The 20,195-nt window shown below is 60.2% G+C and carries 19 protein-coding genes and 1 pseudogene; 6 read left to right on the top strand and 14 right to left on the bottom strand.

Features of this window, described 5'->3' with window-relative positions; all coding sequences use genetic code 11:
• Positions 1 to 127 precede the first annotated feature (127 nt).
• Together BFL40_RS34640 and BFL40_RS34635 are read left to right on the top strand one after the other, a co-directional pair.
• Positions 128 to 1,192 (top strand): annotated as a pseudogene (locus BFL40_RS34640) (methyl-accepting chemotaxis protein); the annotation flags it as partial.
• Positions 1,184 to 2,047, top strand: coding sequence for a methyl-accepting chemotaxis protein (locus BFL40_RS34635; protein WP_439896726.1), 864 nt, complete (start codon positions 1,184 to 1,186; stop codon positions 2,045 to 2,047). The pseudogene BFL40_RS34640 and the gene BFL40_RS34635, both read left to right, overlap by 9 nt.
• Positions 2,048 to 2,699: 652 nt before the next feature.
• Here the strand turns inward: BFL40_RS34635 and BFL40_RS20430 are convergent.
• Genes BFL40_RS20430 through BFL40_RS20415 form a run of 4 tightly spaced genes read right to left on the bottom strand, consistent with a single transcriptional unit; the run spans position 2,700 to position 6,785 of the window.
• Positions 2,700 to 3,068: a glyoxalase superfamily protein gene (locus tag BFL40_RS20430; RefSeq protein WP_071485635.1), complete on the bottom strand. Its 369-nt coding sequence runs from the start codon at positions 3,066 to 3,068 to the stop codon at positions 2,700 to 2,702.
• A gap of 29 nt (positions 3,069 to 3,097) precedes the next feature.
• Complete coding sequence (locus tag BFL40_RS20425; protein ID WP_071485634.1) at positions 3,098 to 4,561, bottom strand: N-acyl-D-amino-acid deacylase family protein; 1,464 nt, start codon at positions 4,559 to 4,561, stop codon at positions 3,098 to 3,100.
• A 1-nt stretch (position 4,562) separates the two neighbouring features.
• Complete coding sequence (locus BFL40_RS20420; RefSeq protein ID WP_071485633.1) at positions 4,563 to 5,423, bottom strand: MurR/RpiR family transcriptional regulator; 861 nt, start codon at positions 5,421 to 5,423, stop codon at positions 4,563 to 4,565.
• A 12-nt stretch (positions 5,424 to 5,435) separates the two neighbouring features.
• Complete coding sequence (locus BFL40_RS20415; protein ID WP_071485792.1) at positions 5,436 to 6,785, bottom strand: GntT/GntP/DsdX family permease; 1,350 nt, start codon at positions 6,783 to 6,785, stop codon at positions 5,436 to 5,438.
• A gap of 247 nt (positions 6,786 to 7,032) precedes the next feature.
• On the opposite strand from BFL40_RS20415, the gene BFL40_RS20410 reads away from it, so the two are divergent.
• The gene (locus tag BFL40_RS20410; protein ID WP_071485632.1) at positions 7,033 to 7,425 is read left to right on the top strand and encodes a lysozyme inhibitor LprI family protein; all 393 of its coding nucleotides are present in this window, start codon (positions 7,033 to 7,035) and stop codon (positions 7,423 to 7,425) included.
• Position 7,426: 1 nt separating this feature from the next.
• Here BFL40_RS20410 and BFL40_RS20405 read toward each other — a convergent pair whose 3' ends face one another.
• From BFL40_RS20405 to BFL40_RS20385, 5 genes are all read right to left on the bottom strand, one after another.
• On the bottom strand, positions 7,427 to 8,872 hold the full coding sequence (locus BFL40_RS20405; RefSeq protein WP_071485631.1) for a SulP family inorganic anion transporter: 1,446 nt from the start codon (positions 8,870 to 8,872) through the stop codon (positions 7,427 to 7,429).
• Between the two features lie 128 nt (positions 8,873 to 9,000).
• Positions 9,001 to 9,894 (bottom strand): NAD-dependent epimerase/dehydratase family protein, encoded by an 894-nt coding sequence (locus tag BFL40_RS20400; protein ID WP_071485630.1) that lies wholly within the window; start codon positions 9,892 to 9,894, stop codon positions 9,001 to 9,003.
• A 103-nt stretch (positions 9,895 to 9,997) separates the two neighbouring features.
• Positions 9,998 to 10,894, bottom strand: a complete 897-nt coding sequence (locus tag BFL40_RS20395; protein WP_071485629.1) for a LysR family transcriptional regulator — start codon at positions 10,892 to 10,894, stop codon at positions 9,998 to 10,000.
• A gap of 30 nt (positions 10,895 to 10,924) precedes the next feature.
• The gene (gene mdaB, locus BFL40_RS20390) at positions 10,925 to 11,515 is read right to left on the bottom strand and encodes an NADPH:quinone oxidoreductase MdaB (RefSeq protein ID WP_071485628.1); all 591 of its coding nucleotides are present in this window, start codon (positions 11,513 to 11,515) and stop codon (positions 10,925 to 10,927) included.
• Between the two features lie 123 nt (positions 11,516 to 11,638).
• Positions 11,639 to 12,403 (bottom strand): sulfite exporter TauE/SafE family protein, encoded by a 765-nt coding sequence (locus BFL40_RS20385; protein ID WP_071485627.1) that lies wholly within the window; start codon positions 12,401 to 12,403, stop codon positions 11,639 to 11,641.
• A gap of 94 nt (positions 12,404 to 12,497) precedes the next feature.
• Between BFL40_RS20385 and BFL40_RS20380 the strand changes: the two genes are divergently transcribed.
• Entirely contained in the window at positions 12,498 to 13,394 is an 897-nt protein-coding gene (locus BFL40_RS20380) for a LysR family transcriptional regulator (protein ID WP_071485626.1), read from the top strand.
• Here the strand turns inward: BFL40_RS20380 and BFL40_RS20375 are convergent.
• On the bottom strand, positions 13,340 to 14,746 hold the full coding sequence (locus BFL40_RS20375) for an amino acid permease (RefSeq protein WP_071485625.1): 1,407 nt from the start codon (positions 14,744 to 14,746) through the stop codon (positions 13,340 to 13,342). The genes BFL40_RS20380 and BFL40_RS20375 overlap by 55 nt on opposite strands.
• 61 nt (positions 14,747 to 14,807) lie before the next feature.
• Complete coding sequence (kynU, locus tag BFL40_RS20370) at positions 14,808 to 16,058, bottom strand: kynureninase (protein WP_071485624.1); 1,251 nt, start codon at positions 16,056 to 16,058, stop codon at positions 14,808 to 14,810.
• Between the two features lie 144 nt (positions 16,059 to 16,202).
• Between kynU and BFL40_RS20365 the strand changes: the two genes are divergently transcribed.
• Entirely contained in the window at positions 16,203 to 16,676 is a 474-nt protein-coding gene (locus BFL40_RS20365; protein WP_016974903.1) for an Lrp/AsnC family transcriptional regulator, read from the top strand.
• Positions 16,677 to 16,781: 105 nt separating this feature from the next.
• On the opposite strand, the gene catA is transcribed toward BFL40_RS20365, so the two are convergent.
• The 3 genes from catA to BFL40_RS20350 are packed head-to-tail and all read right to left on the bottom strand — an operon-like array spanning position 16,782 to position 19,183.
• On the bottom strand, positions 16,782 to 17,711 hold the full coding sequence (catA, locus tag BFL40_RS20360) for a catechol 1,2-dioxygenase (RefSeq protein ID WP_071485623.1): 930 nt from the start codon (positions 17,709 to 17,711) through the stop codon (positions 16,782 to 16,784).
• 41 nt (positions 17,712 to 17,752) lie between these two features.
• Positions 17,753 to 18,043 carry a muconolactone Delta-isomerase gene (gene catC / locus BFL40_RS20355; RefSeq protein WP_071485622.1) on the bottom strand — a complete coding sequence of 97 codons (291 nt, stop codon included), beginning with the start codon at positions 18,041 to 18,043 and terminating at the stop codon, positions 17,753 to 17,755.
• A 12-nt stretch (positions 18,044 to 18,055) separates the two neighbouring features.
• Positions 18,056 to 19,183: a muconate cycloisomerase family protein gene (locus BFL40_RS20350; RefSeq protein ID WP_071485621.1), complete on the bottom strand. Its 1,128-nt coding sequence runs from the start codon at positions 19,181 to 19,183 to the stop codon at positions 18,056 to 18,058.
• 114 nt (positions 19,184 to 19,297) lie between these two features.
• Here BFL40_RS20350 and BFL40_RS20345 point away from each other — a divergent pair, with 114 nt between their 5' ends.
• Positions 19,298 to 20,173 (top strand): LysR family transcriptional regulator, encoded by an 876-nt coding sequence (locus tag BFL40_RS20345; protein WP_071485620.1) that lies wholly within the window; start codon positions 19,298 to 19,300, stop codon positions 20,171 to 20,173.
• Positions 20,174 to 20,195 lie beyond the last annotated feature (22 nt).

Here is a 20,195-nt window from a genome sequence, read left to right as displayed (position 1 = left end):
TTTGTCGGAACTTCGAACAAAAGGCATTTCAGATTGACGCCTCGCCGCCGATACAGCCCTACACACCTTGGCTGGCTCAAACAACAACACCGTCCAGCAAACAGACATCATTCTTGCGGAGCATTCGATGAACAGCTGGTTCGGTAACATCAGCGTCAACCTCAAACTCGGCCTGGGCTTCGGCCTGGTGCTGGTCCTCACTTCGATCCTGGCACTCACCGGCTGGACCAGCCTGGGCGGCCTGATCGACCGCAGCAACTGGATGAGTGACATCACCCAGCTCAACGCCTCGCTGACCAAGCTGCGCATCGTGCGTCTGCAATACATGCTGGCCAACGGTGATGAAACGGTGGCACAGAACGTACAGACGAGCCTCGACGCCTTCGCCGCCCAGCAGCAAAAGTTGCTGGACAGCTTCAAGAGCCCGGAAAACCGCAAGCTGCTCACCGACCAGAAAGCCGTCATCACCGCTTACCAGCAGTCGCTGAACAAAATGCGTGAGGCCTACCGTAACGGCAACAGCGCACGCCAAGTCATGGGTGACAAGGCCGACATCGCCAATGCGCAGATCAACGCCCTGGAAACAGGCGTGCAGCAGATGCCTGACAGCGCAGAGCGCTTCACTCAATTCCAAGCCGTGACCAGTGCCAAGGAAGACTTCCAATTGGCCCGCTACGAAGTACGCGGCTACACCAATAACGTCAACGCCGAAACCGAAGCACGCGCCGCTGCGCAAATCGAGAAAGCCATCAGTGGTTTGAAAGGCCTCAACGTCGCATTCGGCACCCAACAACAAACCGCATTGGCCTCGCTGGAAACCGCACTTGGCGCCTATCGCAGCGCCGTGCAGAGCTACAAGGCGGCCAACGCCAATATCGTCACCGCCCGCGCCGAGATGACCACCCAGGGCGCCGATATCGTAACGATCAGCGACAAGCTCTACGATATCCAGCTTGATCGCCGCGACGCCGAAAGCGCCCAGGCTCGTAGCCTGCAACTGATCAGCACCTTGCTGGCACTGTTGGTCGGCGTCATCGCGGCACTCGTCATTACCCGCCAGATCACGCGTCCGCTGCAAGAGACCATGGCAGTGGTTGAGCGCATTGCCTCCGGCGATCTGAGCCACAACATTCAGGTCACCCGTCGCGACGAACTGGGTGTGCTGCAACAAGGCATCCAGCGCATGGGTACAACGTTGCGTGAGCTGATCAGCGGCATCCGCGACGGCGTGACCCAGATCGCCAGCGCTGCCGAAGAGTTGTCGGCCGTGACCGAGCAAACCAGCGCCGGCGTCAACAGCCAGAAGATCGAGACCGATCAAGTCGCCACCGCGATGCACGAAATGACCGCCACCGTGCAGGAAGTTGCGCGTAACGCCGAGCAGGCGTCCCAAGCTGCCTCCGACGCCGACGGCCAAGCCCGCGAAGGTGACAAAGTGGTGGCCGAAGCCATCGCCCAAATCGAACGCCTGGCTGCCGAAGTAGCGCGCTCCACCGACGCCATGACGCACCTGCAACAAGAGAGCAACAAGATCGGCAGCGTGATGGACGTGATCAAGGCCGTGGCCGAACAGACCAACCTGCTGGCGCTCAACGCAGCGATTGAAGCGGCGCGTGCCGGTGAAGCCGGCCGTGGGTTTGCCGTGGTGGCTGATGAAGTGCGTGGCCTGGCCCAACGCACGCAGAAATCCACCGAAGAAATCGAAGGCCTGGTGGCTGGTTTACAGAACGGTACCCAGCAAGTCGCCGCGGTGATGAACAACAGCCGCAACCTCACCGACAGCAGTGTCGAGTTGACGCGTAAGGCGGGTGTATCCCTGGAAAACATCACCCGTACGGTGTCGAATATCCAGTCGATGAACCAGCAGATTGCCGCGGCAGCCGAACAGCAAAGTGCCGTGGCCGAAGAGATCAGCCGCAGTATTGTGAATGTGCGTGATGTGTCGGAGCAGACCGCTACAGCCAGCGACGAGACGGCCAAGTCGAGCGTGGAACTGGCGCGTTTGGGCAGCCAATTGCAGCAGATGGTCAGCCACTTCCGGGTATAAAAACCCAAGTCGCAGAAACCAAAAAGCCGCCTCGGTCTAAACCGAGGCGGCCCCACTTCTCAGACCTTACAGGTCATCGAAGCTGTCCCGTAGGAATGACCAGACGTGATAAACACGCAGGACATTCACTACGAGGTTCCACGTACGTCGTACAAACTTAGACATACTCGGCCCTCCCTAAGTTGGGCCTTACCTCCAGCGCACTTACCGGAACATGTGAGCCTTTGGACGCAGGTCAGTGCATCTTTGAGGCGGCCGGGTGAGTGGGCTTCCCGCATCAATCCGGCACGGATTACTAGCCCGTGGCGGTCAGTCCAAAAATTCGCGCGCGTACCCGGCTCACCTAAAGCGACAAACGCAGAACAGGGAGGAGCCTAACCAAAATCCCACCTGAAGGTGTGACGAACAGTGGTCAAATATCCAGTATTGATCACGAGCTCTATTGCAAACTGTTACAACGGAAATCGGGATTAGAAAAACGTAAGGAAATACCGCTAACGATCATCTTTTCAAACTTGCGCAATGAAATGACTGGGGATAGTATCCTTCGCCAGGTCAGTGCATCTTTGAGGCCGCAACCCCAGCCACTCACTGGGATTGCAATAAAAAACCGCCCCACTAAGGCGGTTTTTTATTGCCTGCGATTTGCCGATCAGCCCTCGCTGTCCTCCGCAAACACCAGCCGATTCCCAAACGGATCGTTGATGCTCATCTCCCGCGAGCCCCACGGCGTTTCCTCAACCCCAGGCTTGGCGTAACGGTAATCCTTGCCCAGCAATTGCTGCTGATACGCGTCCACCCCCTGTGCCTGAATCCGCACCGCCGCACCCGGCGACGCATCGCCATGGTGCTCGGACAAATGCAACACGCACTCGCCCAACGACACCTGCAGATACAACGGGAAATTCGCCTCGAAGCGGTGCTGCCAATCGACCTTGAACCCCAGGAAGTCAACGTAGAATTCCAACGCCTTGGCCTCGTCGAAAATCCGCAAAATGGGGGTGACTTTTCCTAAGTTCATGGCGACCGCTCCGTGTATGAGAGCGCTCACTATAGAGGCGAAAAACCACCACGCAAATCCCCGTTGCGCGCCAAAAACCGGCCCGGACGCTGACCATTGGCCTGCCCTTCGCTGTAGCTCAACACCCCATTGACCCACACGCCATCAATGCCTTCGGCCGCTCGTTGTGGCGCCTTGAAATCCGCCACATCGCGCACGCGCAACGGGTCAAACAACACCAGGTCGGCCCAATGCCCTTCGCGAATCTCACCACGCTCGGCCAGGCCAAAACGCGCGGCCGACAACCCGGTCATCTTGTGCACCGCCGTATGCAACGGGAACAACCCGACATCCCGGCTGAAATGCCCCAACACCCGAGGAAACGCGCCCCACAAACGCGGATGCGGGAACGGATCTTCAGGCAACCCATCAGAGCCCACCATCGACAACGGATGCGCGAGGATGCGCCGCACATCCGCCTCATCCATCCCGTAATACACCGCCCCTGCCGGTTGCAGGCGACGCGCTGCGTCCAGCAGCGAAACGTCCCACTCGGCAGCGATATCCTGCAAGTCACGTCCGCCCACTTCCGGGTGCGGCGTCGACCAGGTGATAGTGATACGAAATGCATCGGTGACTTGCTTCAAATCCAGTGTCGAAGAACTCGCCGCATACGGGTAGCAATCACACCCCACCGGGTGCGTTTTCGCCGCGTGCTCCAGCGAGGCCAACAGCTGCGGACTACGCCCCCAGTTTCCCGCACCCGCGCATTTGAGGTGGGAAATGATCACAGGCGCCTTGGCATGTCGGCCGATCAAAAAGGCCTCATCCATCGCCTCCAGCACCGGCTCGAATTCGCTGCGCAAGTGAGTGGTGTACACCGCACCAAACGCCGTCAGTTCTTCACTGAGTTGCAGCACTTCATCGGTCTCGGCATTGAACGCGCTGGCGTAGGCCAGGCCTGTGGATAACCCCAGGGCACCCGCCTCAAGGCTCTCTTGCAACTGCACGCGCATGGCGGCGATTTCATCCGCAGTGGCCGTGCGGTGCAGGTCGTCCATATGGTTGCTACGCAGCGCCGTATGGCCAATCAGTGCCGCGACGTTGACTGCCGGGTGAGCGCTTTCCACAGCGGCACGGTAATCGGAAAACCGCGGGTAGCTGAACGCTTCACGCTTGCCCAGCAGGTTCATCGGGTCCGGCGGATCACCTCGCAAACTGACCGGCGAGGCGCTGATGCCACAGTTGCCGACGATTACCGTGGTCACGCCCTGGCTGAGCTTGGGCAGCATCTGCGGATAACGGATCACCACCGTGTCATCGTGGGTGTGCACGTCGATAAAACCCGGTGCCAGCACACGGCCGTGGGCATCGATTTCATGCTCGGCCACGGCCGTCGACAAGTCACCGATCGTCTCGATGCGCCCACCGCGCAGCCCCACATCGGCGACATAGCCCGGGGTGTTGCTGCCATCAATGATCAGCGCCTGGCGAATCAGCGTGTCGTACTTCATATCAGTCTCCAAGCGGCAGGCTGTCAGGGCCGCCGCGATAATCGTCCAGGGCCAGCTTAATCCGGCGCAGGCGTTCCTGGTTGTCGTCCGGCAGGGCCAGCGCCAGCTCGGTGGCGAGCAGGTCGATGGCCAGCAGCATTCCGTAGCGCGCCGCAGTGGGCTTGTAGATAAAACTGGTTTCGGCCGGTTGCAGCGGCAGCAGCACATCCGCCAGCTCGGCCAGGGGCGAGCCCGCCAGGGTGATGGCGACGATGCGCGCATCGTAGTTGCGCGCCAGCCTCACCACGTCCAGCAATTCCGGGGTCAAGCCGGTGAGCGAGCAGACGATCAGCACATGTTCCGGGCCCAAGGTTGCAGCCGTGACACGCATCATCACCGGGTCATGGCTGGCGGCAATCGGATAACCCAAGCGCACCAGGCGTACCTGCAACTCATCACTGCACAGGCTCGACGGACCGCCCATGCCGAACGCATGAATCATCCGCGCCTTGCCCAACAGATTGACCGCATCGACAAAGCTGCTCTGATTGAAGCCCGACAGGTGCTGGCGCAACGTCGTTTCGATATCACCCAGAATCTGCCGATGAAACGCCGACTGTTCCGGCAACCCCGCCGGGTCCAGAAAGCGGCTGCCAACCCCACTGGCCTGGGCCAATTGCAGGCGCAAATCACGCAAATCCCGGCAACCGACACTGCGCGCAAAACGCGACAAGGTGGCGGTGCTGACCTCGGCCCGTTGCGACAACGCTTCCAGGCTGGCCGACGCGGCAAAGCCCACATCATCCAGCATCAGCTTGGCGATACGCCCTTCACCGGCGCTGAAGGAATCCTGGCGAGCGCGGATCTGGTAGAGGATGTCCATGGGGTCTCCCAGTTACAGAATGCAGGACAGACCATACGTCAGACCGAAGGCGACCACCGAGATCAGGGTCTCCAGTACGGTCCAGGTCTTGAAGGTCTGGATCACCGTCATATTGAAGTATTCCTTGATCAGCCAGAAGCCGCCGTCGTTGACGTGGGAAAAGATCACCGAGCCTGCACCGGTGGCCAGCACCAACAATTCGGGGTGTGGATAACCCAGGCCCATGGCGACCGGCGCAACCACACCTGATGCAGTGGTCATGGCCACAGTGGCCGAACCGGTGGCGATACGCATCAGCGCAGCAAACAACCAGCCCATGACCAGCGGCGACAGATGGAAGGCGTGGGCCAACCCGAGAATTTCATGGGTGACGCCAGCGTCCACCAGAATGCGGTTCAACCCACCGCCCGCGCCCACCAGCAAGGTGATGCTGGCGGTCGGCGCCAAACATTCGTTGGTGAATTTGAGGATCGACTCACGGTTAAAACCCTGCGCCAGGCCCAAGGTCCAGAAGCTCACCAGGGTCGCCACCAGCAGCGCGATCACCGAGTTGCCGATAAACAGCAGGAACTGGTTAAAACCGGTGCCTGGGGTGGAAATTACATTGGCCCAGCCGCCGATCATCATCAGCACCACCGGCAACAGGATGGTGCCCATGGTCAACGCGAAACTCGGCAACCGGGTACGCGGTTCTCGGTCGATAAACTGGCGTTCCAGCGGGTTTTCAGCCGGCAGATGAATACGCGGCACGATGTATTTGGCGTAGACCGGACCGGCGATGATCGCCGTCGGGATGCCAATCAAAATCGCATACAGCACGGTCTGCCCCACGGACGCGTTGTACGCCAGCACCGCCATCATCGCCGCCGGGTGCGGCGGCACCAGCGCATGCACCACCGACAAGCCGGCGACCATCGGCAAACCGACCATCAGGATCGACACCCCCACGCGCCGCGCCACGGTGAAAGCAATCGGCACCAGCAACACAAAACCGACTTCGAAAAACAGCGGCAACCCCACCAGAAACGCGATGCACACCATCGCCCAGTGCGCATTGCGCTCGCCAAAACGGTTGATCAGCGTGCGCGCTACCTGCTCGGCGCCGCCGGACTCGGCCATCATCTTGCCGAGCATGGTGCCCAACGCGACCACCAGGGCGATGTGCCCCAGGGTTTTACCAACGCCCGCCTCGTAGGAACCCATGATGGTGTCAGCCGGCATGCCGGCCATCAGCGCCAGGCCGATGGACACCAGGGTGATGACGATAAACGGGTTAAGTCGGTAACGTGCAATCAGCACGATCAATGCAATGATGGCGATGGCAGCGTATGCCAATAGCCCGAAGCCCGGTGATGCGGCCATGCGGTACTCCTCGGAAAGGGTCACGTCGAATAGGTTGTGAAACTCATAAATCATTACCGGAGAGTATTTTCAATTTTAATGAAAGTAATTTTCGCCCACGGACAAGCGTTGTCGCTTGGGGATATGCCCAGCGCCAGCCTATGAAAATTCGGTGGGTGTTCTTACATGAAGATTTTGGCGCGTGGAAACTCAATTGCCGGGGCCGGGTCTCAGATGGCGGCCTCAACTACGATCAGGAATCCCTACGATGAATCGCAAAACCCTGCTTGTTCCTTTTGCCGCCGGCGCGCTGCTGCTCGCCCTGTGCGGCAACGCCACGGCCGCCGATAACACGGCGCTGAAAAAGTGCATGGACGGCGCCAATACCACTGCGGATATGGTCGGTTGCAACACCCAGGAAGCCAAGGTGCAGGATGACCGCCTGAACAAAGCCTACAAGACCGCCCTCGCCGCCCAAGAAGGCGCGCGTAAGCAGCAATTGCAGGATGTTCAGCGCCTGTGGATCAAATACCGCGACGCCAATTGCGCCTTCGCCGGCTCAGCCACCGGCGGCAGCATCGATCAGGTTAACGGCTCCGGCTGTGTGCTGGACATGACCCAGGCCCGCGCCCAGGAATTGGAAGATTGGGTCGGACCGTGATTCAGTCGTGATGCACTCGGGCGCGCTTGAGCAACGTCTTGCAGCGCTCCGACAAATGCAGCACCCGCAGATGCTTACCGGCCTTGGCGTAGCGCTCGCGCAGGGTCATCAGCGCGGCAATCGCTGAATAGTCGACAAAGCTCAGGTGACGGCAATCCAATGTCACCTGGGCCGGGTCATTGGCCGGGTCGAATTGATTCAAAAACGGCGTTGTCGAGGCGAAGAACAACGTGCCGTGCAGGCGATAGAGCTTACTGCCATCGGCTTCCAGGTGTTCATCCGCGTACAACTCTCGCGCCTGTTGCCAGGCGAAGTTCAGCGCCGCAATCACGATCCCGCACAGCACCGCCGTGGCCAGGTCGGTGAACACCGTGATCACCGTCACCGCCAGAATCACCAGCACATCGTTGAGCGGCACCTTGTTGACCACCCGCAACGACGCCCAGGCGAAGGTTTGCTGGGACACCACGAACATCACCCCCACCAGCGCCGCCAGCGGAATCCGCTCGATCAGCGGCGACAGAAACAGAATGAACAACAGAATCATCACCCCGGCCAACACCCCGGAGAAACGCCCGCGCCCGCCGGAGCTGAGGTTGATCACGGTTTGCCCGATCATCGCGCAACCGCCCATGCCGCCGAACACGCCCGAGATCATATTCGCCGCACCCAGGGCCACACTTTCACGGTCGGGGTAGCCACGGGTCTCGGTGATTTCGTCGGTGAGGTTCAGCGTCAGCAGGGTTTCCAGCAGGCCGACCATCGCCATCAGGAACGCGTAGGGCGCGATGATCGTGAAGGTTTCCAGGGTCCAGGGGATTTGCGGCAGCGCGAAACTCGGCAGGCCACCGGCGATGTGGGCCATGTCGCCCAGCGTACGGGTCGGCAAGCCCAGCAGGTACACCGCCAGGCCCACGCCGAGGATCGCCACCAAGGCGGGCGGCACAGCGCGGGTCAGGCGCGGCAGCAGGTAGACGATGGCCATGGTCAGCACAACCAGGCCCGTCATCACATACAACGGCGTGCCGCTGAGCCAGGTTTCACCGTTCTTGAAATGCTCCAGTTGCGCCAAGGCAATGATGATCGCTAGGCCGTTGACGAAGCCGAGCATCACCGGGTGCGGCACCATGCGCACCAGCTTGCCCAGGCGCAGCACGCCAAAGGCAATCATGATCAGCCCGCCCAGCAGCACCGTCGCCAGCAAATACTCGACGCCGTGTTGCACCACCAGCGCAACAATCACCACCGCCATTGAGCCCGCCGCACCAGAGACCATCCCCGGTCGGCCGCCGAACAACGCGGTGAGGGTGCAAATGATAAAAGCGCCATAGAGACCCATCAGCGGGTTGAGGTGGGCCACCAAGGCAAAGGCGATGCATTCGGGCAGCAGCGCAAAAGACGTGGTGAGACCGGCCAGGGCATCGGCGCGCAGACGGGTGAGGTTCATGAGGTACCAGGGCATTGCGGGGGATAAGGCCGGGGATGGTACGGAATTGAGGGGGCAGGGGATAGATTTTTAAAGACCTGCAACCACCTGTGGCGAGCGGGCTTGCCACAGGTGGAGTGCACGCTAGATCACACCATCTCGTTGCGAATCCACTCGACAACCGAAGTCCGATTCGGCACCCAGCCCAGCAGTTCACGCGCATGCTTGCCGCGCACCCGGCTGTTGGAGCCCAGCCCATAGTTGGCCATTTCATAGCCCCACTCGGCCTCAGCTTCGGCTAATGGCCAGTCCTGCGGCTGACCCAGGTTCAGGGCTTCGGCAATCGCCGTGGTCATGTCGACAAACGCCGCTTCACTGCTTTCGACGAAGTAAAAAGTGCCCGGAAGATTCTGGGTAAGCGCCAGCAGGTACAGCGCCACCACGTCTTCGATGTGCACGTTGGACCAGATGTTCTGCCCGCTACCCACATGGCGCACCACCCCGCTCTTGCGCGCCTGCTTGAGCAAGCGCGGCAATTGCACGCTGTCACGCTTCACGCCCAGGCTGTGGCCGTAGATCAGGGTGTTGCAAATCACCGCCGAATTCACGCCGTCGTTGGCGGCCGCGAGGATCAGGTTATCGATGGCCACGCGAGCGGCCTTGTCGACGGTGGGTTCAGGCAGGTTGTCTTCGACGTAGATGACATCGCTGGCCTTACCGCCCGACGCATCACCGACGATGCTCGAACCGCTGGTGTGCAGGAATGGCTTGTTCGACCCTTTCAAGGCGCCCAACAAGGTTTCCACCGCAGCACGATGGTCGCTGCTTGCGGCGTTGATCACCGCGTCGGCTTTATGCGCGTGTTCGGTCAACACGGCGGCGTCATCGAGGGTGCCGATCACCGGGGTGATCCCCAGGGCGGTCATTTCAGCGGCTTGCTCGGCGCTGCGCACCAGGCCGGTTACGGTGTGGCCGGCCTTGAGCAGGCCGGTTGCGATGGAACCCCCGATAAAACCTGCTGCGCCGGTTACGAATACGTTCATGGAGAGTGGTCCTGACTGGGTAAGTGATGGGCCCATTGTTACGGACCCATCCCTGACGAATAAGACCGTATTGCCCAATTCAATCTTGCGCAGCGGTCACGAATCAGCAGGCATACCGCGCCAGCTTGGCCTGGATAAAGTCCAGGAAACACTGGATGCGCAACGCCAATTGCGAGTTGCGGTAGAACACCGCGTTGATCGGCTGGCGATATCCACTGTTGAACTCGGCCAAGATCGGCTGCAAACGCCCGGCATTGATGTCGTCAATGGTCATGAAGTTGGACAGGCAGGCGATGCCCTGCCCTTCCAGCGCCAGATGCCTCAGGGTTTCGCCACTGGAGGCAGAAATACCCGGCTGGATCGGCCAGCGGTCGCCCTCCACATGGCGCAGCGGCCAGTGGTTGAGGGTTTCCGTCTGGGTGAAACCGAGCAGCGTGTGCCCGGCCAACTCGGCAACGCTAGTGGGCGTGCCGTGCCGTTCCAGGTACGCGGGGCTGGCGAGGATGTGCAGTGGGCTGCAACCCAGGGAGCGCGCATGCAAGGTCGAATCCGCCAGGGCACCAATGCGAATCGCGATATCGGTGCTTTGCTCCAGCAGGTCGATGATCAAATCGTCGCTGTTCAGTTCCAGCTGAATCTCAGGGTACAGGCCTCGAAACTCGGCGATGTACGGCACGATCCCATGCAGCATGAACGGCACCGCAGCATTGATGCGCAACCGCCCGGCAGGGTTTTTCTGACGCGACGAAAGGCGCTCCTCCAAATCATCCATCTGCGCCAGGATCACCTTGGCCTGCTCGAAGAAGTACTTGCCCTCCTCGGTCAGGTCCATGCGCCGCGTGGTGCGGTTGATCAGCGTAGTGTCGAGCTTGGCTTCCAGGCGCGACAAGGTGCGGCTGACCGCCGACGGCGTCTGCCCGACCTGCTCCGCCGCGGCGGAAATCGAGCCGCACTCAATCACGCTGACGAAGATCTGTAGCTCATCGGATCGGGCTTTCACAGGCTGTCCTCTTTATCGATTCACAGCAGCTTACACCGACAGGTTGAACACCTGCGCCAGATGCTGCTCGTAGCGTGCTACGTCGGCCTCGATAGCCGGGCGCTTCATCACATCGACACAGAGGAAAGTCGGCAGGCCGGTCATGCCAAGGAACTCGTTGGCCTTGTGAAACGGGAAGTACACGGCGTCCACACCCTTGGCTTCGAAGAAGTCAGCCGGGTCGTCGAAAGCTTGCTGCGGCGCGTTCCAGGTCAGAGACAGCATGTATTGCTTGCCTTGGATCAGGCCGCCGCTGCCGTATTTCTGCGACGCGTCGGAACGGGTGCGGCCATCGCTGGCGTACAGGCTGCCGTGGCCTTCGGTGAAGACTTCGTCGATGTATTTTTTGACGATCCACGGCGCGCCCATCCACCAGCCGGGCATCTGGTAGATGATCACGTCGGCCCAGAGGAACTTGGCGACTTCTTCGGCCACGTCATAGCCTTCGTCGATATGGGTGACTTTCACGTCGATGCCAGCACGATCCAATACGGCCAGGGCGGTGTCATGCAGCGTGGTGTTGTAGCGGCCATCGGAGTGGGCGAACTTTTTGCCGCCGTTGAGCAGGAGTACTTTTTTCATGGGAGGGCATCCAAAGGGTTAAAAATGTCTGGAAGCAGGCTATCGACATTGACCCTTTGGAATAAGCAGCGATGCAGCAAAATACATTTGACTCAAACGCATGAATAACTCGGTATTTTTGATTTATCCGCTAATCAGCAGATGACCGCCCAACAGCGCCATACCGGTAAAAAATACCCTTTTGAACAGCACCGCACTGATGCGCTGGCGCACTGCCTGACCCAGCCACATGCCCAATAGTGCGGGCACCAACGCCAACAACGATGCATTTATTTCGCCACCGCCCAGGGTACCGCGCCAGGCCAATCCGGCAGCCAGCGCCAGTGTAGAAACGGTGAACGACAGCCCCAGCGCCTGCACCAACTGATCGCGATTCAAGCCCAGGGCTTGCAGATACGGCACTGCAGGAATCACGAATACGCCGGTGGCCGAGGTGATCACACCCGTGACCAGACCACACAAAGGCCCCAGCCAGCGCTCGGTTTCAGGCTTCACCTTGAAGGAGGGCAAGAACAACCCGCTCAACGCATACACCAACAACGCCCCGCCCAAGGCGCGCACCACCCAATGGCCGCCGTCCATGCCCAGCCACAACGTGCCGAAGCCGGTGCCGAGGAAAATCAGCAGCAGCATTGGCCACAAACGTTTGACCAATGCACTCAGGTGCCCACCGAACGCCAGTTGCCAGAGGTTGGTCACGGTTGAAGGGATGATCAGCAACGCCGCAGCCTGCGCCGGCAACATAGCCAGGCCGAGCATGCCCATGGCCACGGTGGGCAGGCCCAAGCCGATGACACCTTTGACGGTGCCCGCCAGCAGGAAGGTGCCGATCACCAACAGGGTCAGGGCGGGGCCGATGTTTTGGTAGAACGCAAGGAAGGTATTCATGGGGGAATTTTGCCGCCTAAAGGCGAAGCTGGAAATTCGCCATATACTGAGGCAGCCTCTTGTTTCACTTGAGGCAAACCCGCGAGTACGCGCCATGCACTTTGACCTGATCGACCTGCGCCTCTACCTGCACATCCTCGACACCGGCAATATCACCGCCGGTGCCGGCCGCAGTCATTTGTCCCTGGCCGCCGCCAGCGCGCGTATTCGAGCGATGGAGGCTTCACTGGGCATCGAATTCCTGGAGCGCGGCCGCCGGGGTGTCACGCCAACCGCCGCCGGTAAAGCCCTGGCCCGGCACGCCCGCCTGCTGCTGCAACAAGCCGACCACCTGCAACAGGACCTGGCGGCATACGCCAAAGGCGTCAAAGGCCAAGTGCGCCTGTTGTGCAACACCACTGCCCTGAGTGAATACCTGCCGGAACTGTTGGCGGATTTTTTGCGCGAACACCCCAATCTCGATATCGACCTGCAAGAACTGCCCAGCCTGCGCATCACCCACGCCTTGCGCCAAGGCACGGCGGACCTTGGGATCATCTCCGATGCGGTAGACACTCACGGCTTGCAGACCCTGCCCTTTCGTGACGACCCGCTGGTACTGATCATGCCGCTGGAGCATCCCCTGACGACGGGCGCGGTGAGTTTTATCGACAGCCTGCAACACGATTACGTGGGCCTGGCCGCCAACAGCGCGCTGGCGGTGTACCTGGAAGAACAGGCGCTGCACGCAGGCTTTCGTCTGCAAACACGCATCCGCGTCGATGGCTTTGACGGGTTGATTCGCATGGTTGCCCGGGGTGCCGGCCTGGGCATCGTGCCCCAAGCCGCACTGGAACGCTGGCCGTCGGAACGCCACTTCAAGGCCCAACCTCTACGAGAGGAGTGGGCCTGCCGCAAGCTGCTGTTATGCGCGCGCTCGTTCGAACACTTGCCGGGTTACGCCAAGGCCTTGTTTGACGCCTTGGCCTTGCCCTTGCGGAAGAACCCGTAATACACCGCCGACAAAATCAGCAGGAACGGCACGCCAAACACCAGGGTCATCTTGAACGCCTCGGTGAAGTACGTGGTGATCATCACCGCGCCCATCAGCACCAGCCCCAGCAATGTGCTGTAAGGGAAAAAACGCAGTTGGAACGACAACGTCGGCCCGCCATGGCGTTTGCGATAGCGGCGGAAGAACAGGTGTGTGAGAAAGATCATGAACCAGGTGAAGATCGCGCCAAACATCGAGATCGCCATCATCAGCGTGAACGAGCTTTCCGGGTACACCACGTTGAGCAACGTTGCCAGGGCAATGCCTGAACTGGACAGCAGCAGCGCGTTCAACGGAATGCCGCTCTTGCTCAAGGCGCCCATGGACTTGGGAGCAAAACCAGCGCGCGACAAGCTGAACATCATGCGCGTGGTGATGTAGAGCTGGCTGTTCATCGCCGACAGCGCGGCGATCAGGATCACGAAGTTCATCACCCCGGTGGCACCGGGAATACCGATGGTCTGCATCACCGTGACAAACGGGCTCTGGGTTTGCCCGGCCTGGTTCCACGGCACGATGGCGAGCATCAGTGCCAGGGTCAGCAGGTAAAACACCACCAGGCGCACGATGGTCGCGCGGAAGGCTTTCTTCACCGCCTGCTCCGGGTCGGCGGCTTCACCGGCGGCCACCGCGATCATCTCCACGCTCAAGTAGCTGAAGATCGACACGATGACCGCGATCCACATGCCGCTCAAACCATGCGGGAAAAAGCCGTCGTGGGCCGTGTAGTTCTGCACCCCGTACTGCGGATTGCCAGAGCCGAACACCACATACACGGCAAGAATGATGAAGCCGACGATGGCCGTGATTTTGATCGTCGAGAACCAGTATTCGAAGTTACCGAAGGTCTTCACGCTGATCGCATTGAGCAGGATCAGCACGCTGGAAAACGACACGATCCACACCCACTCCGGCACGTTGGCGAACCAGTACTTCATGTACATCGCCACCGCCGTGACCTCGGCGCCTACCGCCAGCACAATCGCTGCCCAGTAGGCGTAGCGCACCAGAAACCCGGCCAATGGGCTGATGTAAAACTCGGCGTAGGCACCGAAGGAGCCCGAGGTGGAATGGGCCACCGTCATCTCCGCCAGGCAGCCCATCAACAGCAAGGTGATCAACGCACCAATGGCGTAGCTCACCAGCACGCTCGGCCCTGCGTAGCCAATGGCATAGGCGCTGCCCATGAACAACCCGGTACCGATGGCGCCACCGATGGCGATCATGCTCATCTGGCCGGAAGTGAGCTGGCGCCTCAGGCCCAGTTCGCGGTGGGTGATCTCTGCAAAGCCGTTGTCTGGCGTGGTCACGTGGTGTGCCCCTTTATTATTGTGATTATTGTTGCTGGTGCTGAACCTTGTGGGAGTTCATTCAGGTGACACTGTTGCGGACTTTGAATTGCGGTTGGTCCCAGGTGCGGTTATCGAGGATTTCACCGAGGATCTCCACGGCGTCAAATACCTCGGTAAAACTCGTGTACAGCGGTGTAAAACCGAAGCGCATGATGCGCGGCTCACGGTAATCACCGATCACGCCACGGGCGATCAGGGCTTGGATGACCGCATAGCCTTCGGGGTGTTCGAAGCTGACGTGGCTGCCACGCTTGGCGTGTTCGCGCGGAGTAATCAGCACCAGGCCGTGGGCCGCGCAACGAGCCTCTACCAACGCGATAAACAGGTCGGTCAACGCCAGGGATTTAGTGCGCAGGCTGGCCATATCGGTCTGGGCAAAAATCTCCAGGCCACATTCGACCATGGCCAGCGACGTAATCGGCTGGGTGCCGCACAGGTAACGTGCGATGCCGGCGCTTGGCGCATAGGCCGGCTCCATGGCGAATTGACGAGAGTGACCGAACCAACCCGACAACGGCTGTCGCACCACATCCACCAACGCCGGATTGACCCACACAAACGCCTGGGAACCCGGGCCGCCATTGAGGTATTTGTAAGTGCAGCCAATCGCATAATCGGCACTGGCCTTGTGCAGGTCGATGGGCACCGCGCCCGCCGAATGCGCCAGGTCCCAGAGACTCAAGGCACCGCATTCGTGGCTCAAGGCGGTAAGCGCCTGCATGTCGTACATGTAGCCGGTCTTGTAGTTGACGTGGGTGAGCATCACCACCGCTACGTCCCCGTCGATAGCCTGGGGCAATTCGTCAGGGCTATTCACCAGGCGCAGGGAATAACCCTGTTGCAGCAATTCGGTCAGGCCTTCGGCGATGTACAGGTCGGTCGGGAAGTTGCTCGCTTCACTGACGATCACCTTGCGCTTGGGCTGACGTTGGCGCTGCACGCTTAACGCGGCGCTGAGCACCTTGAACAGGTTGATTGAGGTGGTGTCGGTGATCACCACTTCGCCGTCGCGCGCGCCGATCAGCGGTGCCAGGCGGTTGCCCAAGCGTTGGGACAAGTCCGCCCAACCGGCGCTGTTCCAACTGCGAATCAAGCCATTGCCCCACTCTTGTGCGATCACCGCCTGCGCCCGTTCCAACGCCGCCACCGGGCGGGCGCCGAGGGAGTTGCCGTCGAGGTAGATAACACCTTCCGGCAACGCGAACTGGTGACGCAATGGCGCCAACGGGTCCTGGGCGTCGAGGGCTTGGCAATGGCTTCGAGTGGTCATGGGCTGTCCTGATTTTTATAAGTGAAGATGGGCCCAATAATGAACGAAGATTTAGAGAATTTTCGTGCAAAGTGCCGGGTAACAGGCTAATTAAGCTGTAGGAAATTCGAATTTAACCCCAAAACACGCGGATTTATTCTAACCATGATTCTCGACGCCACCGACCTGCGCCTCCTGCATTTCCTGCAACAGGATGGCCGTATCAGCAACCAGGAACTGGCGGAAAAAGTCGCGCTGTCACCCTCCGCCTGCCTGCGCCGTTTGCGCCTGCTGGAGAGCGAGGGAATCATCAGCGGCTATCGCGCGGTGTTGAATGCCGAGCAATTGGGGATCGAGCTGGAGGCCATCGTCCACCTGTCGTTGCGCCAGGATGTGGAGGATTGGCATGAGACGTTTATCAAGAAGGTACAAGGGTGGCCGGAAGTGGCCAGTGCGTATGTGATTACCGGCGCCAGCAACTATGTGTTGCGAGTGCAGGCGCGCAACCTCAAGCACTTTTCGGACTTTATCGTGAACCACCTGAACCGCACGGCAGGGGTGATGGATATACGTTCGGAGATTGTGCTGCAGAAGATCAAGGATCGGGATGAGGTGCTGGACCTGGTCATCCGTAAGTAGCTGATCGGCGGATCGTTCCCACGCTCTGCGTGGGAATGCATCCGATGACGCTCTGCGTCATGCCTTTAACAACGGACACGGAGCGTGGGAACGATCAGTCTGTGTTTAGTCTTCGAGGGCGCGAACGCGCTGCATGCGTTTTTGCTCTACCGGTGCGGCAGAGGACTGCAACTCAAAGTCAAAATCAATCTGCGCAAACCGCCCTTCCACGCCAAACTCCCGCGCCAGTTGCTGATCGTCACTGAAGCGAATCTCGGCAATCAACTCATCCCGCGTCGCATAGGCAAAGTCATCATGCAGGTATGGGTCATCCGACAGGTTGATCTGCGTGGTCAGGTGCCGATGCCCCGGCGCCGAGATAAAGAAGTGGATATGCGCCGGCCGCTGCCCATGGCGCCCCAGTTGGTCGAGCAACTGCTGGGTCGGCCCGGTCGGTGGGCAGCCGTAGCCCGATGGCACAATGCTGCGAAAACGGTAGTTGCCCTGGGCATCGGTCTCGATGCGCCGACGCAGGTTGAACTCGGATTGCGTTGTGTCAAACCACGAATAAGTCCCGCCGGTATTGGCCTGCCACACATCGACAATCGCCCCCGCCAACGGCTTGCCATCGGTATCACGCACCTGCCCGCGCATAAACAGCGGCACCGCTGCGTCCAGGCCATCATCCAGCCGTGCCTCGTACTTGCTCAGTGGCGCGCCGGCCACATACAGCGGGCCTTCGATGGTGCGCGGTGTGCCGCCGGATTTGCCGGCCTCTTCGTCGGCAGCGTCCATCAGCAAGTCCAGGTAATGCTCCAGGCCCAGCCCGGCAGCCAGCAAACCGGCCTCTTGGTTCTTGCCCAACTCGTTAAGGTAATTGACCGCCTTCCAGAACTCTTCCGGGGTCACTTCCAGGTCTTCGATGATGTTCACCGTGTCCCGCAGGATTCGGTAGATCAACGCCTTGGTGCGCGGGTTACCGCCGTCGTTCAGGTTGCCGCTGGCTTCTTCGAGAAACTGTTGGGCGTGGGCAGTCTGGGAAATTCGGATGGACATGGTGCAATCCTCATCTTGTAGTTATTAGTGTGAAAACAGGCTTAACGGTCATCTTCATGGATCGACGAAGGATGCCGGCACAGAGCATTCACTTCGATGGCCATATAAGGGTAAAGCGGCAGTTGCATCAGCAGGTCGTGCAGCTCTTGCACGCTGTCGACATCGAACACGCTGTAGTTGGCGTAGAGCCCGGCGATGCGCCACAGATGGCGCCATTTGCCCTCTTGTTGCAGACGCTGCGCCAGGGCTTTCTCTTGAGCCTTGAGGCCAGCGGCGCGCTCGGGGTTCATGTCCAGTGGCAGGTTCACAGTCATTTTTACGTGGAACAACATGGCAGGCGCCTCTTAGTGTTTATCACGACGGAAGAACGCCAAGCGCTCTTCATCGATGGCCAGGCCCAAGCCCGGTGCGGTGGAGACATGCAGCTGGAAGTCGCGGTACACCAGTGGCTCGGTAAGGATGTCTTCGGTGAGCAGCAGCGGGCCAAACAGCTCGGTGTCCCACGCCAGTTTGTTCAGCGTGAGGAAGGCATGGGCCGAGGCCAATGTGCCGATACCGCCTTCAAGCATGGTGCCGCCGTACAGGCCGATACCGGCGGCTTCGGCAATCGCGGCGGTGCGCAACACGGCGCGCGGGCCGCCGTTCTTGGCGATCTTCAGGGCGAATACCGAGGCCGCACCTTCGCGGGCCAGGTTGAAGGCGTCTTCCACACATTCGATGGACTCATCGGCCATGATCGGCGCCGGGCTCGACAGGTTGAGCCGGGCCATGCCGCCACGGTTGTTGCGCGAAATCGGCTGCTCGATCAGGTCGATACCGTTGTCACCGAGCACCTGGCAGGCGCGCAGGGCCACGGCTTCGTCCCAGGCCTGGTTGACATCGACACGCACACTGGCGCGGTCGCCCAAGGCCTTTTTGATCGCGATTACATGCGCCAGGTCGTGGCCGACTTCACCCGCACCGATCTTCAATTTGAAGATGCGATGGCGGCGCAGGTCGAGCATCTTTTCGGCCTCGGCAATGTCTTTTTCGGTGTTGCCGCTGGCCAGGGTCCAGGCGACCGGCAAGGCATCGCGCACGCGGCCGCCGAGCAATTCGCTGACCGGCAGGTTCAGGCGTTTGCCGAGGGCGTCGAGCAAGGCGCTTTCGATGCCGGACTTGGCAAAGGTGTTGCCGCGAATACTGCGTTCCAGCCGCAACATGGCCGCGTTGATGTTGCTGGCGTCCTGGCCGATCAGCAGCGGTGCGAAGTGGCGGTCGATGTTGATCTTGATACTGTCCGGGCTCTCATTGCCGTAGCTCAAGCCGCCAATGGTGGTGGCCTCGCCGATGCCTTCGATGCCGTCGGCGCAGCGCAGGCGGATGATCACCAGCGTCTGGTTTTGCATCGTGTGCATCGCCAGTTTGTGCGGGCGGATGGTGGGAAGGTCGACGATGATGGTCTCGATCGACTCGATGGCGCAAATCGGCATGGCAATACCCGTTGGGTTCTTTATAGGTTTGAGCCGATTCTGTTCCGCATTTTTGCTGGCTTCCAATATAGAATTGGTCTCAAGCAATACCCTCAAGGTATGAAAGGAGCCGTTATGGAACTGCGTCATCTGCGCTATTTCCAGGTGCTGGGTGAGACCCTCAACTTCACCCGCGCAGCCGAACGCCTGCACATCGCCCAGCCGCCATTGAGCCGGCAGATCCAGCAATTGGAAGATGAACTGGGCGTGATTTTGCTTGAGCGTGGCCGACCGCTGCGGCTGACCGAGGCCGGGCGGTTTTTCTATGAGCACGCCAATGTGTTGCTGGAGCAGCTGGGCAAAGTTTGCGACAACACGCGGCGCATCGGCCAAGGCGAAAAGACCTGGCTGGGCATCGGTTTTGCGCCATCGACCTTGTACGGCGTGCTGCCGGAACTGATTCGACGGCTGCGCAACCATGAGGCGTTGGAGCTGGAATTGGGGTTGTCGGAGATGACCACGTTGCAGCAGGTTGAAGCGCTCAAGGCCGGGCGTATTGATGTGGGCTTCGGGCGGATTCGTATCGACGACCCGGCCATCGTCCAACGGGTGTTGGTGGAGGATCGATTGGTCGCCGTGCTGCCCGCCGGTCACCCGTTGCTGGGCGCACCCGCCACCCTCGCCCAATTGGCCGCCGAGCCCTTTGTGCTGTACCCCGGCAACCCGCGCCCCAGCTATGCCGACCATGTGATTGCGTTGTTCGACGCCCACGGTTTGAGCCTCAAGGTAGCGCAGTGGACCAACGAGTTGCAGACCGCCATCGGGCTGGTCGGCGCGGGGATGGGCGTGACGCTGGTGCCGGCCTCGGTGCAAGTGCTGCATCGGGCGGATATTGGCTACACGCCGGTGGTGGAAGCCACCGCGACTTCGCCGATTATTTTGAGCCGGCGGGTGAATGACCAGTCGCCGGGGCTCAGTCATTGTTTGCAGTTGGTGGAAGAGCTGATCTGAAAAAGTGCTGACACCCGCTCCC

Origin of the sequence: Pseudomonas costantinii (genome assembly GCF_001870435.1) — a bacterium.
GTDB lineage: Bacteria > Pseudomonadota > Gammaproteobacteria > Pseudomonadales > Pseudomonadaceae > Aquipseudomonas > Aquipseudomonas costantinii.
This window is presented reverse-complemented; position numbering and strand designations above follow the sequence as displayed.